Source organism: Hansschlegelia sp. KR7-227 (genome assembly GCF_049446035.1).
Classification (GTDB): Bacteria; Pseudomonadota; Alphaproteobacteria; order Rhizobiales; family Methylopilaceae; genus Methylopila.
This window is the reverse complement of the sequence record NZ_JBMSEA010000001.1, coordinates 51,700-67,080: the sequence shown is the minus strand read 5'-3', so window position 1 is coordinate 67,080 and position 15,381 is coordinate 51,700. Positions and strand designations below refer to the sequence as shown.

Sequence of the window (15,381 nt, the reverse complement as noted above, 5' to 3'; positions counted from 1 at the left end):
CGGCGCCGTGACCGACATCGTCCAGATCCTTTATCTCGTCTCCGGCGTCCTCTTCATCCTTGCGCTGCAAGGCCTGTCGAGCCCCGCCTCTTCGCGTCGCGGCAACCAGATGGGCATCGCGGGCATGACGCTCGCGGTGGTGACGACGCTGTTCGTCTCGCCTCCGACCGACGCCTTCGGCTGGGTCCTCGTGATCGCGGGCCTCGGCATCGGCGGCGCGATCGGCGGCGTGACCGCGAAGCGCATCGCGATGACCGCGATGCCGCAGCTCGTCGCGGCCTTCCACTCGCTCGTCGGCCTCGCCGCCGTGCTGGTGGCGGCGGCCGCGCTCTACGCGCCGGACGCCTTCGGCATCGGCCAGAGCGGCTCGATCCACGGCCAGAGCCTGGTCGAGATGGCGCTCGGCGTCGCGATCGGCGCGATCACCTTCTCGGGCTCGATCATCGCCTTCGCCAAGCTCGACGGACGCATGTCCGGCAAGCCGATCCTGCTGCCGATGCGGCACGTCATCAATATCGGCCTCGCGGCCCTTCTGGTGGTGCTGGTCGTGCTGTTCGTGATGACCGAGAGCCACGTCGTGTTCTGGCTCATCACGCTGGTCGCGCTCGTCTTCGGCTTCCTGCTGATCGTGCCGATCGGCGGCGCGGACATGCCGGTCGTCGTGTCGATGCTCAACTCCTATTCGGGTTGGGCCGCGGCCGGCATCGGCTTCACGCTCGGCAATCTCGCGCTGATCATCACCGGCGCGCTGGTCGGCTCTTCGGGCGCGATCCTCAGCTACATCATGTGCAAGGGCATGAACCGCTCCTTCGTCTCCGTCATCCTCGGCGGCTTCGGCGGGGAGACGGCCGGCGGACCCGCAGGCGCGGTCGAGCAGCGTCCGGTGAAGCAGGGCTCGGCGGAAGACGCCGCCTTCATCATGAAGAACGCGTCCAAGGTCATCATCGTGCCGGGCTACGGCATGGCGGTGGCGCAAGCGCAGCACGCGCTGCGCGAAATGTGCGACAAGCTCAAGGAGGAAGGCGTCGAGATCAAATACGCCATCCACCCGGTCGCAGGCCGCATGCCCGGCCACATGAACGTGCTGCTCGCCGAAGCCCAGGTGCCCTATGACGAGGTGTTCGAGCTCGAGGACATCAATTCGGAGTTCGCCGGCGCTGACGTCGCCTTCGTGATCGGCGCGAACGACGTCACCAACCCGGCCGCCAAGACCGACAAGACCTCGGCGATCTACGGCATGCCGATCCTCGACGTCGAGAAGGCGGGCACGGTGCTGTTCATCAAGCGCGGCATGGGCTCGGGCTATGCGGGCGTCGAGAACGAGCTGTTCTTCCGCGACAACACGATGATGCTGTTCGGCGACGCGAAGAAGATGACGGAGCAGATCGTCAAGGCGCTGTGAGCGACGCGTCCGACAGTCTGACGGCGGACGGCGCTTGCGTCGTCCGCCGCGTTGTTTCCGCAGCCGACGTCGCGGCTGTCGCCGCTGAATTCTTAGACGACTTCAGGGCTGAAGCGGGCGTCCGCGGCGTGGACCGCCAGTCGCGCGCCGGCCGTCTGATCGCAAGCGACGGCGCGCTCGGCCGCCTTGCGAACGCGCTGTCGGGCCGGCCCATGCGCCCGATCCGCGTGGTCCGCTTCGACAAGACCGCCGCGACCAACTGGATGGTCCCCTGGCATCAGGATCGCACGATCGCGGTCACGCGGCGGATCGACGTCGAGGGTTTCGGCCCGTGGACCGTCAAGGACGGCGTCGCCCATGTGGAGCCGCCGGTCGCGCTGCTTGCCGAGATGCTGACGCTGCGTCTGTTCGTCGACGCCTGCGGCGCCGGTCAGGGCCCAGTCAAGGTCGCGCTTGGTTCGCATCGCCTCGGCCGTGTCTCCGCCGCGGAGGCCGCGGCTAAGGCGCGGGCGGCGCCCGTCCTGACCGCGACGGGCGAGGCGGGCGACGTGCTCGCGATGCGTCTGCTCGCGCTCCACGCATCGGCGCGCTCGGCCTCGGACGCGCCTCGACGGGTGCTTCATGTCGACTACGCCGGGGCGGACCTTCCTCCGCCGCTGACATGGGCGGCGTGCTGAGACCCTTTTTTCTGAGCCGCGCGCCGGGGACGCCCTTGTGACACAAAGGGAAAATGCAAACCGGATTTGCACACAGCGCCGTGATTTTGGACTCGCGTAAACTTTCTCCACAATTAACAATCTTTCGTGAGGCCGCCTTGCGGGAGGCGCGCCTTCTACGGAGGCGATCATGGAGAAAGTGCTTGCGCGCATCTTTGCGCGTCTGATCCGGCGCGGCGATCTCGTCGTCACTTTCGCGTCGGGGCGGACGGCGCGTTTCGGCGACGGCTCAGGACGGCGCGTCGCCATTCGACTGACGGACCGGGCGGCGCAATGGGGGCTGGCGCTGGCCCCCGACCTGAAGCTCGGCGAGCTCTACATGGACGGCCGCCTGCTCATGGAGCAGGGCGACATCGCGGAGTTCCTCGACCTCGCGCTCGGCCAGACTCCGAGCGCGCCCGACCCCTGGCCGATACGCGCGCTCGAATGGTTCAGGCTGCGCTGGCGCAGGGTCGCGCAGGCGAACGGGCTCGTCCGGTCGCGCCGCAACGTCGCGCATCATTACGATCTCGACGCCAGGCTCTACTCGCTGTTTCTCGATCCGGACCGGCAGTATTCCTGCGCCTATTACGACAGCCCCGACGCGCCGCTCGACGACGCCCAGCTCGCCAAGCGGCGGCACATCGCGGCGAAGCTTGCGATCCGGCCGGGCGACCGCGTGCTCGACATCGGCTGCGGCTGGGGCGGGCTCGGGCTCTATCTCGCGGGCGTGGCGGGCGCCGGCAATACGCTCGGAATTACGCTCTCTACGGAACAACTGGCGATCGCCCGGCGCCGGGCGGCGGAGTCCGGCCTGCAGAACCAGGTCGACTTCCAGCTCAAGGATTACCGCAAGCTCGACGGCGCCTTTGACCGCATCGTCTCGGTCGGCATGTTCGAGCATGTCGGGATCGGCAACTACCGGACCTTCTTCGAGACCTGCCGCGACCGGCTGACCGAAGACGGCGTGATGCTGCTGCACACGATCGGCCTCTCCGACGGGCCGCATTCGACCAATCCGTTCATCGACAAGTACATCTTCCCCGGCGGGGCGCTGCCCTCGCTGTCGGAGCTGCTGCCGATCATCGAGAAGACGGGGCTCGTCCTCACCGACGTCGAGGTGCTCCGGCTGCATTACGCCTTCACGCTGCGCGACTGGCGGGCGAGCTTCATGGCGCGTCGCGACGAAGCCGTGGCGCTCTACGACGAGCGCTTCTGCCGGATGTGGGAGTACTACCTGGCGGCCTGCGAGGCGGCGTTCCGCTACCGCGGCGTGGTGGTGTTCCAGCTGCAGCTGGCGCGCCGGCAGGACGCCGTGCCGCTGACGCGCGACTACATCCACGAGGCCGAGGCGGCGCTGAAGCGCGCCGAGCAGGCGATGACGGCGCCCGCCGCTCTGGCGGCGGAATAGCCGCGGCCTGAAGTCGTCGACGCTCCGGCGCCCTCGGCGCCGGAGCGTTCAACCTTTCGCCAACCCGCTCGACAAGCTGTTCGACCGCTTCTAACGTCGGCCTCGGTCCGAGGGGCGTCCCGCTGCGATGCGGGGCTGAGATGGCGCTACGCCGATCCCTTAGAACCTGATCCGGGTCATGCCGGCGAAGGGACGGGAACCAGCGAGCGGCTCGCCTATCGAAACGCGTTCGCCCCAGACGTCGTCGAACTCCCGGATCTCCTGAATTCGAGTCTCTCGAGGAGGAGATCCCCCATGAACGTCTATGTTCCGCCGCGCGACGCGAAAGCGGCCCCCGACAGCGTGACGACCGGCCCGATCATGGGCTCGCGCAAGGTCTACGCCGAGCCGAAGGCGCATCCGGGCCTGCGGGTGCCATTCCGCGAGATCCAGCTGACCGACCCGAACGAGCCGCCGGTCCGTGTCTACGACCCGTCCGGCCCCTACACCGAGACCGACGCCCCGATCGATCTGGCGCGCGGCCTGCGCCAAGTGCGCGGAGACTGGATCGCCCGGCGCGGGCTTTCGACCGTCTCCGGCCGCGCGGTGAAGCCGGAGGACAACGGCAACGTCTCCGCCGACCGGCTCGTCGCCCCCTGCCCCGCCGAGCGCGCAATCTTCGAGGCGCCCTCGGGCACGATGGTCACGCAGTACGAATTCGCGCGCGCCGGGATCGTGACGGAGGAGATGGCCTATGTCGCCTTCCGCGAGAATCTCGCCCGCGAGGCGGCGGTCGAGGGCGCCGAGCTTCGCCATGCCGACGGCGACAGCTTCGGCGCGGCGATCCCCGACTTCGTGACGCCCGAGTTCGTGCGCGAGGAGATCGCCCGCGGCCGGGCGATCATTCCGGCGAACGTCAACCATCCCGAGCTCGAGCCGATGGCGATCGGGCGGAATTTCCTCGTCAAGGTCAACGCCAACATCGGCAACTCCGCCGTCACCTCCGGCGCGGCCGAGGAGGTCGAAAAGCTGGTCTGGGCGATCCGCTGGGGCGCGGACACCGTCATGGACCTGTCGACGGGCCGCAACATCCACAACATCCGCTCCTGGATCATCCGCAACTCGCCCGTGCCGATCGGGACGGTGCCGATTTACCAGGCGCTGGAAAAGGTCGACGGCGACCCGCTGAAGCTCGACTGGGAGGTGTTCAAGGACACGCTGATCGAGCAGGCCGAGCAGGGCGTCGACTACTTCACCATCCACGCCGGCGTGAGGCTGCGCCACGTGCCGCTGACCGCCAACCGGGTAACGGGGATTGTCTCCCGCGGCGGCTCGATCATGGCGCGCTGGTGCCTCGCGGGGCACCGCGAGAGCTTCCTCTACGAGCGCTTCGGCGACATCTGCGACATCATGCGGAAATACGACGTGTCGTTCTCGCTCGGCGACGGCCTGCGCCCCGGCTCGATCGCCGACGCCAACGACGCCGCGCAGTTCGCCGAGCTCGACACTCTGGGCGAGCTCACGAAGGTCGCTTGGGGACGGGGCTGCCAGGTCATGATCGAGGGCCCCGGCCATGTGCCGATGCACAAGATCAAGGCCAACATGGACAAGCAGCTCGCCGTCTGCGGCGAGGCGCCCTTCTACACGCTCGGACCGCTCACCACCGACATCGCGCCGGGCTACGACCACATCACCTCGGGCATCGGCGCCGCGATGATCGGCTGGTTCGGCACCGCGATGCTCTGCTACGTCACGCCGAAGGAGCATCTCGGCCTGCCGAACCGCGACGACGTCAAGACCGGCGTCATCACCTACCGGATCGCGGCCCACGCCGCCGATCTCGCCAAGGGCCATCCCGCGGCGAAGATCCGCGACGACGCGGTCAGCCGCGCGCGCTTCGACTTCCGCTGGGAGGACCAGTTCAACCTCTCGCTCGATCCCGACACCGCCCGCGCCTTCCACGACGAGACGCTGCCCAAGGACGCCCACAAGGTCGCGCATTTCTGCTCGATGTGCGGGCCGAAATTCTGCTCCATGCAGATCACCCGCGAGTTGCGCGAGGAAGCCAAGGCCATGGGCGACAACGAGCGCACAGCGCTCGAGGCCGAAGCCGGCATGCAGGCGAAGACGCAGGAGTTTCTGGAGGGCGGCGGGAAGCTCTACGTCGCGGCGGAGTAGGTTCGAGCAGCGAGACCCGGATCGCCGCCGGGCGGGACGGGCGTCCGAGGGTCCCTCTAGCGCGGGATCGGCCGCCCGGACTCGTTCGCCCGCTCGCCCAGTCGTCGTTCCGGGCTCGTCCCGGAACCCATTCCGCCGGGCATCACTACTATGCCTCCGCCCGCGGAAATGGATCCCGGGACGAGCCCGGGATGACAGTCGAGGACATCCGCTTCAAAGCGGGCCGGTCACGCGCTACTCCGCGACCGTGTCCGCCATCCTCGCGCCCCGCAGCCCCATCGGCTTCGGGGCGCCGCGGGTGGAGTCCTTCGCGGTCTGGTGCTCCATCTCCGCGTTGAGCTCGCCGCCGAGCAGCACGACGATCACCGACATCCACATCCACAGCATGAAGCCGATGGCGGCGCCGAGCGGGCCGTAGGTTTTGTCGAAATTCGCGAGATTTTCCGCATACCAGGAAAAGCCGACCGAACCCGCGACCCAGAGCGCCCCGGCGGCGAGCGAGCCCGGCGCCGCCCAGCGCCATTTCGGGCTGCGACGGCTTGGCCCGAACCGGTAGAGCAGCGTCAGGCCGAACAGGACCGAAAGGAACAGCACGGGCCAGCGGCCGAGGCTGATGAGCGTTTCGGCGAAGTCGCCGAGCCAGACGAAGCGCAGCGCGATCGGCAGCACGACGACGGCGTTGAACGCCAGCAGCACGAACAGGATCGCGCCGAGCGTGAACGCCAGCGAGCTCAGGTTCAGCATGATGAAGGAGCGCTTCTCGCGCTCTTCGTAGACGACGTTGAGCGCGTCGAACATCGCCTTCACGCCGGCGTTGGAGCTCCAGAGCGCGGTCGCGAGGCCGAACACGAAGGCGAAGCCCAGCTGGCCGTCGCTCTTGGTGACGATGCGCGCGACCTGTTCGCCGACGAAGTCGATCGCGGCTTTCGGCGCCACCCCGCGGAACGTGTCGAGATGGTCGCGCAGGCTGCCGAGGTCGGCCGTCAGCCCGTAGAGCGAGACCAAGGCGACGATCGCCGGGAACAGCGCGAGCAGGGCGTAGAAGGTGACGCCGGCGGCGACCGCGAGCAGCCGGTCGGAGGCGATTTCGCCATAGACCCTGAGCGCGATGTCCTTCCAGCCCCGCGCCGGTATCTCGACCGGCGTCTCGGCCGCGCGACCCTTGGCTTCGGCGCCGCTCCGCGTCTCCGGGAGGTCCGCCTCCGTCGACGGGAAGCGCGACGCCGCCCCTTTTACCCGGGGCGGAGCGATGGGGCGTCTCGACTGGAGGCCGGCCGCGGCGACCACTGCGAGAGCGACGAGCGCCGATGCGGTCGCGATCAGATCTGGAGATGCGGCGCGCTTCCGCCGCACGGCTGCCGACATGCGCGCCCGTCCCTTGCGATCGATGGATCGGGAGCAGAACGCGCTCAGGGGAAAGTCGTTGCGGCGAAAACAGGGCGCGGCTGCGTTTTCGCCTCAGGGCGCGCGCGGACGCCTGCGCGAAAGATCAGCGCTCGGTGTAGGTCTCGCCCGCCCGGCCGCCGACGCGCTCAAATCCTTCGACGGCGCGCTTGTCGCGGCCGTTCAGGTTCAGCGCCTGCGCGAAGGAGGCGCGCGCATTGCCGAGTTCGTTGCGCTTCTCGAAGGCGAGGCCGCGCCCGATCCAGGCGTCGATGTTCTTCGGCGCAAGCGTGCGGGCGGTGTTGAAATCGTCGATCGCGGCCGCTGCGTCGTTCTGCGCGAGATAGCTGTAGCCGCGGCCGATGTAAGGCTCGGCCGCCGTGACGGAGATCGCGGTCGCCTTGGTGAAGTCATCGATCGCGTCGGCCTGGCGCCCCTGGGCCTGGTGGATCAGGCCACGATTGTGCCAGGCCTGCGCATTGTTCGGATCGAGCTGGATCGCCTGGTCGAAATCGGCGAGCGCGGCGTCGGTGCGGCCCGTCTGGCGGTAGAGATTGCCGCGTCCGACATAGGCCGCGCTGTAGTTCGGGTCGACAGAGATCGCCTGATTGTAGTCCGCGAGCGCCGCGCCGTTGTTGTTCATCGAGCGGTAGGCCAGCGCGCGGTTGGCGTAGGCCTTGGCGAGGCTGGGATTGAGGCGGATCGCCTGGTTGAAGTCCGCGACCGCCTTGTCGTACTGCGTCAGCCGGGCGTAAGCCGAGCCGCGCATGTTCCAGGCTTCCGGATCGTTCGGGTTCCTCTGGACGACCTGAGAGAGCGACCCCAGGTCGGAGGTGCGGGCGGCGTAGACGTCCGGATCGACGGTGCTCGTGGCGCCGCCGACGGATTCGCAGGCCGCGAGCGACAGCGCCAGCGCAGCCACGACGCCTGCGCGCATCATCAGACCCCGGCCCTGCGTCATCGCCTCACCACCTTACCGCTCACCATGCGACGCCCAGAGAGGGGCGGATTGCGGCGAGATTGCGGAGCCGACCGCCCCGTTCGCTACGCCGGAGACCGACCGTGGCGCCGCGGACGCGAAAACGCCCGCCGGCGGACCGTGGCGGGCGTTCCCTTCGTTTCAGTCCGTGGCCGGAACGCCTTCGCGCAGGGTCGCGGGGACCCGAATCAGCAGGCCTTTTCAGGCCTTCTTCTTCATCGGGATCAGGCCTTCGCGCTGGGCGCGCTTGCGAGCGAGCTTGCGGGCGCGGCGGACGGCCTCGGCCTTCTCGCGGGCGCGCTTCTCGGACGGCTTCTCGTAATGGCCGCGGAGCTTCATCTCGCGGAAGATGCCCTCGCGCTGCATCTTCTTCTTGAGGGCCTTGAGGGCCTGGTCGACATTGTTGTCTCGGACGAGAACCTGCACGTGGAGCCTCGCGCTCGGGTTTGGCGGTTTGATCGGATCGGGATTTCGCACCCCGCGAAACCCCTGAAAATGCAAAACGACGACGCCCGCTGGAGCGCGCGCCGCCATCGTCGGCAGGCGGTTTACCAGAGCGTCGGAGGCTTGTCCACGTGCGAAGGAAGCCGAAACGGCGTCGAGGCGGTTCAGCCGCGCCCGTCGAAACGGGAGAGCGCGAAGGGCGCCAGATCCATCTTGCTTCGGCCCGTGGCGGCCCTCTCCGCGAGCGCAAAGCCGATGCCCGCGGAATGCTTGAAGCCATGGCCGGAACAGGCTGAGACGACCGTCACCCGGTCCATCGCCGGATGGTCGTCGATGACGAAGTTAAAGTCCGGGGTCATGACGTACATGCAGGCTGCAGCCTTCACCGCCCGGCTCGTAACGCCGGCGAGCCGTCCGCGCAGGTGCGCCTCGTACATGGCCGCCGATTCGGCGGGCGAGACCGCGCGCTCCACCGCATTGGCCTCGGTCGAAGCCTCGAACTGCTCGGTCGCGACCTTCATGCTTCGGGCGCCGGGCTGGGGCGGAAAGCCATAGAGATAATCGGCGTCGCCGGCCCCATGCATCCAGATGAACACCGGCGAGCCTTCAGGGGCTTCGACCCCCTCCTCCAGCGCGAACCAGTGCAGGACCTGCCGCTTGACCGTCAGCAGTCGGTCGAACGGCGCGCCGAGTAGCGGGCCCGCCCATGCGCCGGCCGCGACGATCGCCCGATCGCAGGCGACGACGCCGTCCGCCGTCTCGATTTCAACGCCCGCGCCGGTCTGGCGGATCGCCCTCGCCGCCGCGCCGGGGACCACCCTGGCGCCGAGCCGGACGGCTTCGCCGAGCTGCGCCGCGATGCAGCGCTCCGGCGCGACGTAGCCGCCCTCCGGCTCGAAATAGGCCTGGACGTCGTCCGCCGCCACGAAATGCGGGAAGCGCCGCCGCACCTCGGCGCCGCCGCACGCCTCGTGAGCGATGCCGAACTCCTCGGCGACCGCGATCGAGCGCGCGACGAAATCCGGCTTGCCGTGATGCGAACTCGGCGCGCCGCCCGGCGCCATCACCAGCGCGCCGCACTGGGTCAGCAGCGTCTCGCCGGTCGCGGCCTCGAGCTCGCGCCAGATCTCGTGCGACCTGCGGACGAAGGGCGCCAGCGCGCCGCCCTCCCCGACCGCAAGGCGGGTGATGCGGGTCTCGCCATGGCTGGACCCGAGGTCATGGGGCGGAGCGAAGCGGTCGATCCCGACACAGGACACCCCGCGTTTCGCGAGCTGGTAGAGCGTCGCGGCGCCCATGGCGCCGAGGCCGACGACGGCGACGTCGGTATGAAGCGCATTCGGCATGGCGGGTGTCCCAAGTTCTGGATAAGCGTCACCTTCATATCTAAATTCGATATGCCATGCCGATTATCAGAGCTGTATATAAGTAATTCATATTCTAAGCTCCTCCCGGCTGCGAGTCGGAAGGCCAGTCCCCGACCAAGCCGCGCCCCTAGGCGGGCGTCGGGCGCCTCCCGGCATGGTTCGACGTTCGCGGCTGGACGCGCGGCGTCGCGTTGGCGGTCCCGGCGACTCTCGAGGGCGCCTGTCGTGCGCGCCCGGTCTCAGACGATCCGGATGTCGGAGGCCGAGAGATCCGGCGCGCCGTTCAGCGCGGCGATCTTGATCGCGGCGTCGCCGCCCGCGCCGTCAAGGTCGAGAGACAGCGTTCCGTCCGTCCGGTCATAGAGGAACTGCGGCTTCGCGCCCGTCGCCTCAGGCGCGTTTCCGGCGCGGAACGAGGCGGCCGCGAGTTCGCCGACGCGCAGATCAAGGTCGAAGGCCGCGGCGTCGACGGCGATCTGGTCGCCCGGCCGGAAGTCGACGATCGTGTCGAAGCTCGACGGATCGTCGAACACGAAGACGTCGTCGCCCGCGCCGCCCGTCAGCCTGTCCCGGCCTCCGCCGCCGACCAGCCGGTCGTCGCCGGCGCCGCCGTCGAGCGTGTCGTTCGCGCCGCCGCCCGTGAGCGTGTCGCGGCCGCCGAAGCCGCGGATCTGGTCGAGCCCGTCCCCGCCGTCCAGCGCATCCTCGCCCTCGGTGCCCTGAAGGGTGTCGGAGCCGCCGCCGCCGCCGACCGTGACGCCTTCCTTGTCCTTCCGGTCACCGACGATCTCGTCGCCGTCGGCGGAGCCAAGAAACTTCTCGATCGAAATCAGCACGTCGGCCTGCGCGCCGCTCGCCGTGTCGATGATCGTGTAGGCGTTCTCGGCCTGGGCGTCGGTCTTGATCTGGATGCGGAGGACAGAGTCGAAGGTCACGACGTCGAAGCCGTCGCCCCCGTCGATCGTGTCCGCGCCGGCCGAGCCGAAGATGGAATCGTTCCCGCCGCCGGCGACGATGCTGTCATTGCCCTTCATGCCGAAGAAGGCTTCGTCCTCGTTCGAACCGGCCAGCACGTCGTTGAAGTTCGTGCCCCGCACGCCCTCCACGGACGTCAGGCGGTCGTTCCCGCCTCCGCCCGTCGCCCGCCCGGCCGCGAGATCGACCTCGACCGCGGACTTCGCCGACTGATAGCTGACGAGGTCGGCGCCCTCGCCGCCGTCGATGACGTCGTTTCCGGCGAGGTCGCCGACGAAGGATTCGATCACGCTCCCGGTCTTCGGGTCGATGACGTCGTAGCCTTCGAAGGCGTCGGCGCCGGCGCCGCCGATCAGCGTGTCGTTTCCGGCGCCGCCGAGCAGGCCGTCCCCGTCACCGCCGCCGGTGAGGCGATCGTCGTCCTTACCGCCGTCCATGCGGTCGGAGCCGGAGCCGCCGGTCAGCGTGTCCTCGCCGGCCTCGCCCTTCATGATGTTGACGCCCTCGACCTCCTGGATCAGGTCGTTCCCGGCGCTGCCCAGCAGGGAGTCGTTTCCGGCGCCGCCGCGGATCGTGTCTTCGCCGGCGCCGCCATACAGCGTGTCGACGCCGCCGAGCCCCTCAAGCACATCGTCGCCCGCTCGGCCCTCGATCTTGTTCGCGACGGACGAGCCGGCGAGCTTGTCGGCGAAGGACGAGCCGGCGAGGTCCTCGAAGCCCGCGATCTTATCGGCGCCCTCGCCGGTCGCTTTGTTCGCGCTGAGCGAGACGGTGACCTTCGTTTCGGAATCGACGTAGCTCAGCTGGTCGCGGCCGTCGCCGCCCTGCAAATCGTCGTCGCCATTGCCGCCGGCGAGCGTGTCGTCGCCGTCGCGTCCGAGGAGTTCATTGTCTCCGTCGCCGCCCGTGATGATGTCGCCACGTTTGGTCCCGCCGACATTCTCGATGGATTTCAGCGTGTCGAGCGCGTCGCCGAGCCGGCCGTCCTCCCGGGCGAGATCGACGACCGCTCCGAGCTTTCCGGCCGGCAGCGGGGCGGCGCCATAGTCGACGCTGTCGGCGCCCTTGCCGCCGTCGAGTTCGCTCTTGCCGCCGCCGCCGGCGAGCGTGTCGTCGCCGTCGCCGCCCCGCAGCGTGTCGTCGGCCGTGGCGAAGCCCGTCAGCGTGTCGGCCTTGGCCGTGCCCACGACGATCTCGACATTGGCGAGCGTGTCCTTGCCGTCGCCGCCTTCGGCCGCGCCCTTGAGCAGCGAGACGACGACCGCCGTCTTGGACTTGGCGAAGGTGACCGTGTCCTCGCCCTGGCCGCCGTCGAATGCGTCGGCGCCGAGGCCGCCGATGAGGGTGTCGTCGCCGGCGCGCCCGGCGAGCGTGTCCGCGCCGAGGCCGCCGGACAATCCGTTGCCCTCGGCGTCGCCTTCCAGGCGATCGGCCTTGTCGGAGCCGACCACGTCTTCGAAATTCCTGAGAGTGTCGGCCCCCTCGCCGGTCGCCTTGCCTGTGGCGAGCGAGACGCGCACGCCGGTCTTCGACGCGGCGTAGCTCACGACGTCGGACTTCAGGCCGCCGTCGAGATCGTCGTCGCCGAGACCGCCGGAGACGACGTCCCTGCCGTCGCCGCCGATCACCGTGTCGTCGTCGCCGCCGCCCGACAATGCGTCGTCGCCCGCCCCGCCGTCGATGCGGTCGTCGTCGTCCCCGCCGGTCGCCTGGTCGGCGTCGCCGCCGCCCGCGATCGAATCCTCGCCTTCGCCGCCTTCGAGCGTGTCCTCGCCCTTGTCGCCGATCAGCGTGTCGTCGCCGCCGCCGGCCTCGATGGCGTCGCCGCCGAACCTGCCGTCGAGCCTGTTCGCGCTGTCGTCGCCCTTGATCTCGTCGCCGAATGTCGAGCCGATCGCGTCGTCTGTGAAGGCGATGCGGTCGGGAAAGTCGTTGTCGTCGTCCTTGGCCTCGCCTGCGGCGATGTCGATGACCACCTTCTGCGCGGCGTCGGAGTAATCGACGGTGATCTTGCGGGCGTCGTCGGGCTCGTCGTCGAGGTCGTAAGAGAGCTGGACGCCGTTGAGCTGGTGCTCGAGCCGTCCGACGAGGATGACGTCGTCGCCGGCGCCCGGCTTGAAGACGTAGGTTCCATAGGTGATGGGGGCGAGAACGTCGGAGCCGTCGCCGCCCTCGATGACATAGTCGACAGGCGTGGAGACGCCGTTGGCGAAATCGCTGCGGAAGCTGTCGGCGCCGTCGCCGAGCTTCACCACGCCGGATGAGCCGGTGAAGCCCTTGACCTGGTCGTCGCCGGCCCCGGCGTCGATGTCGTCGCGGCCCGCGACGTTCTCGACATAGTCGTTGCCGGCGCGCGCGAAGACCTTGTCGTCGCCGGCGCCCGTGGCGATGGCGTCGTCGGTGTAGAAAAAGCCGTTGAGGGCGCCGTTCGCGCCGAGCCCGCCGGTGATGGTGTCGTTTCCGTCGCCGGTTCGAACGGTCACGGGCGCGTCGTCGTTCGCGTAGTTCGCGAGCGTGATTTTGTCGGCGCCCGAGCCGGTGGACAGGGTGCGCACGACCTCCACGCCGCTCAGCCGGACCCCGCCGATGTTGCTGCTTCCGCCCGAGGCGCTGGCGACGAAGGTGACGGCCTTCGAGCCGTAATAATAGATCTCGGCCTCGTCGTAGTCGCCGCCGCCGTCGACGGCGATCGTCCCGCCCTTGTCTTCGAAATAGGACAGCCGGATCCGGTCGTCGCCGGCGCCAGCCTCGACGCGGTCGCCGTTGCGGATCGCCGAGATGCGGTCGGCGCCGCCGCCGCCGATGACGGTGTCGGCCTTGTCCGCCTCGCCGATCTGGTCGTCGAAGCCGATGGCGTCGGCGGCCAGCGTGTCGTCGGCGGCTCCGCCCACGAGGCTGTCGGCGCCGGTCCAGCCCGTGATGTCGTCGTGGCCGTCGCCGCCGAGAATCGTGTCGTCGCCCTCGCCGCCATTGGCGCGGTCGTCGTCGCCGCCGAGGTCGATCCTGTCGTCGCCGCCCTCGCCGGCCGCGTAGTCGTCGCCGGCGCCCGTCGAGATCGTGTCGGCGCCGGTCCCGGTCCTGTAAAGCGTTCCGGATATGTACTGATAGCGATCGCCGTAGACGACGTCGTCCTGGCCCGCCGTCGTGATCCTGTCGGCTCCGCCTCCGGCCCAGACGTCGACCCCGAGCAGCGCGTTCCGCACGGTGATGACGTCGTTCGAGACGGCGTTCTCGTCCTCGTCGCCATACGCCCAGATCAGTTCGTCGCCGTCGCCGTCGCCGGTGAGCGTGACGTCGATCGTCCAGCCGCCTTTGATTGGGCGGTAGATGATGGTGGAGCCGGATCCCGAGCTGCCGTCGGGACGCTCGTCCTCGTCGGTGATCGTCGGCATGGGCGTGGTCTCCCGGCGCGCGCGGCGCGCGCGGAGACTAACGCGTCGGCAGCTCCGACGCGTTCGTAGTTCCCCTTACGGAGCGTGCGTTTTTCTCAGGCGAGACGGGTGACGTGGCCCATCTTCCGGCCGGGCTTCGGTTCGCCCTTGCCGTAGAGGTGCAGCGACGCGCCCGGCTCGGCGAGCAGGTCGCGCCAGCGATCGGCCTCGGCGCCGAGCAGATTCGTCATGGTCACCGTCCCGCGCGTCGCGGTCGAGCCGAGCGGCCAGCCGGCGATCGCCCGCACATGCTGCTCGAACTGGCTGGTGGCCGCGCCCTCGATCGTCCAGTGGCCGGAATTGTGGACCCGCGGGGCGATCTCGTTGACCATCACGCGCTCGCCGGTCGGCCCGTCCACGAGGAAGAGCTCGAGGCCGAGCACGCCGACATATTTGAGCTCGTCGGCGATCTTCTTCGCCATCGCGACCGCGGACGCCGCGGTCTCCGGCCGGATCGAAGCGGGGACGTGGCTGGAGCGCAGGATGTGATTCTCGTGGCGGTTCTCGACCACGTCGTAAGCCGCGAACTCGCCGGACCGACCCCGCGCCGCGATCACAGAGACTTCGGCGCGGAAATGCACGAAAGCCTCAAGGATAGCGGGCTGGCCGCCCATCATGGCGAGCGCGTCGTCGAGAGCGAGCCCCTCGCGCACTAGGCCCTGCCCCTTTCCGTCATAGCCGAAACGGCGGGTCTTCAGCACCGACGGCCGGCCGACGGCCGCGACCGCCGCGACCAGCGTGGCGCGGTCGTCGACATGGGCGAAATTCGGCGTCGGCAGGCCGAGATTGCGCAGAAACGTCTTCTCGTAGAAGCGGTCCTGCGTCGTGGAGAGGGCGCGCGCGTCGGGAAAGAGCGGCTTCCGCCCGGCGACCAGCTTCGCGGTCTCCGCGGGCACGTTCTCGAACTCGTAGGTCACGACGTCGACCGAAGCGGCGAAGCGCGCAAGCGCGGCCTCATCGTCATAGGCGGCGATCGTATGGTCGGCGGCGACGTCGAAGGCCGGACTGTCCGGGTCGGGGCAGTAGACGTGGGTCTTCAGGCCGAGAGGGGCGGCCGCGAGCGCGAGCATGCGGCCGAGCTGGCCGCCGCCGAGCACGCCGATGACGCCGCCGGGCGCGAGGGGCTGGATCGCCATG

General features: G+C 69.1%; 10 protein-coding genes and 1 riboswitch. Of the genes, 4 read left to right on the top strand and 6 right to left on the bottom strand.

Annotation, left to right across the window (positions count from 1 at the left end):
- Window positions 1-7: 7 nt before the first annotated feature.
- The 4 genes from ACO2RJ_RS00310 (at window position 8) to thiC (ending at window position 5,665) form a co-directional block, all read left to right on the top strand.
- Window positions 8-1,402 carry an NAD(P)(+) transhydrogenase (Re/Si-specific) subunit beta gene (locus ACO2RJ_RS00310; RefSeq protein WP_423266013.1) on the top strand — a complete coding sequence of 465 codons (1,395 nt, stop codon included), beginning with the start codon at window positions 8-10 and terminating at the stop codon, window positions 1,400-1,402.
- On the top strand, window positions 1,399-2,079 hold the full coding sequence (locus ACO2RJ_RS00305; RefSeq protein WP_423266012.1) for a phytanoyl-CoA dioxygenase family protein: 681 nt from the start codon (window positions 1,399-1,401) through the stop codon (window positions 2,077-2,079). The genes ACO2RJ_RS00310 and ACO2RJ_RS00305 overlap by 4 nt, the downstream gene beginning before the upstream one ends.
- 169 nt (window positions 2,080-2,248) lie before the next feature.
- Window positions 2,249-3,508 (top strand): class I SAM-dependent methyltransferase, encoded by a 1,260-nt coding sequence (locus ACO2RJ_RS00300; protein WP_423266011.1) that lies wholly within the window; start codon window positions 2,249-2,251, stop codon window positions 3,506-3,508.
- Window positions 3,509-3,608: 100 nt separating this feature from the next.
- A riboswitch (TPP riboswitch) is annotated at window positions 3,609-3,718 on the top strand.
- 84 nt (window positions 3,719-3,802) lie between these two features.
- Complete coding sequence (thiC, locus tag ACO2RJ_RS00295) at window positions 3,803-5,665, top strand: phosphomethylpyrimidine synthase ThiC (protein ID WP_423266010.1); 1,863 nt, start codon at window positions 3,803-3,805, stop codon at window positions 5,663-5,665.
- Window positions 5,666-5,899: 234 nt separating this feature from the next.
- Here thiC and ACO2RJ_RS00290 read toward each other — a convergent pair whose 3' ends face one another.
- From ACO2RJ_RS00290 to ACO2RJ_RS00265, 6 genes are all read right to left on the bottom strand, one after another.
- Window positions 5,900-7,030, bottom strand: coding sequence for a YihY/virulence factor BrkB family protein (locus tag ACO2RJ_RS00290; protein WP_423266009.1), 1,131 nt, complete (start codon window positions 7,028-7,030; stop codon window positions 5,900-5,902).
- Between the two features lie 124 nt (window positions 7,031-7,154).
- Complete coding sequence (locus tag ACO2RJ_RS00285) at window positions 7,155-8,009, bottom strand: tetratricopeptide repeat protein (RefSeq protein WP_423266008.1); 855 nt, start codon at window positions 8,007-8,009, stop codon at window positions 7,155-7,157.
- Window positions 8,010-8,228: 219 nt separating this feature from the next.
- A complete protein-coding gene (gene rpsU, locus ACO2RJ_RS00280; RefSeq protein ID WP_423266007.1) occupies window positions 8,229-8,453 on the bottom strand; it encodes a 30S ribosomal protein S21 in 225 nt (74 codons plus the stop codon).
- 182 nt (window positions 8,454-8,635) lie between these two features.
- Window positions 8,636-9,817 (bottom strand): N-methyl-L-tryptophan oxidase, encoded by a 1,182-nt coding sequence (gene solA / locus ACO2RJ_RS00275; protein ID WP_423266006.1) that lies wholly within the window; start codon window positions 9,815-9,817, stop codon window positions 8,636-8,638.
- Between the two features lie 260 nt (window positions 9,818-10,077).
- Complete coding sequence (locus ACO2RJ_RS00270) at window positions 10,078-14,205, bottom strand: calcium-binding protein (protein ID WP_423266005.1); 4,128 nt, start codon at window positions 14,203-14,205, stop codon at window positions 10,078-10,080.
- 95 nt (window positions 14,206-14,300) lie between these two features.
- The gene (locus tag ACO2RJ_RS00265) at window positions 14,301-15,380 is read right to left on the bottom strand and encodes a 5-(carboxyamino)imidazole ribonucleotide synthase (RefSeq protein ID WP_423266004.1); all 1,080 of its coding nucleotides are present in this window, start codon (window positions 15,378-15,380) and stop codon (window positions 14,301-14,303) included.
- Window position 15,381 lies beyond the last annotated feature (1 nt).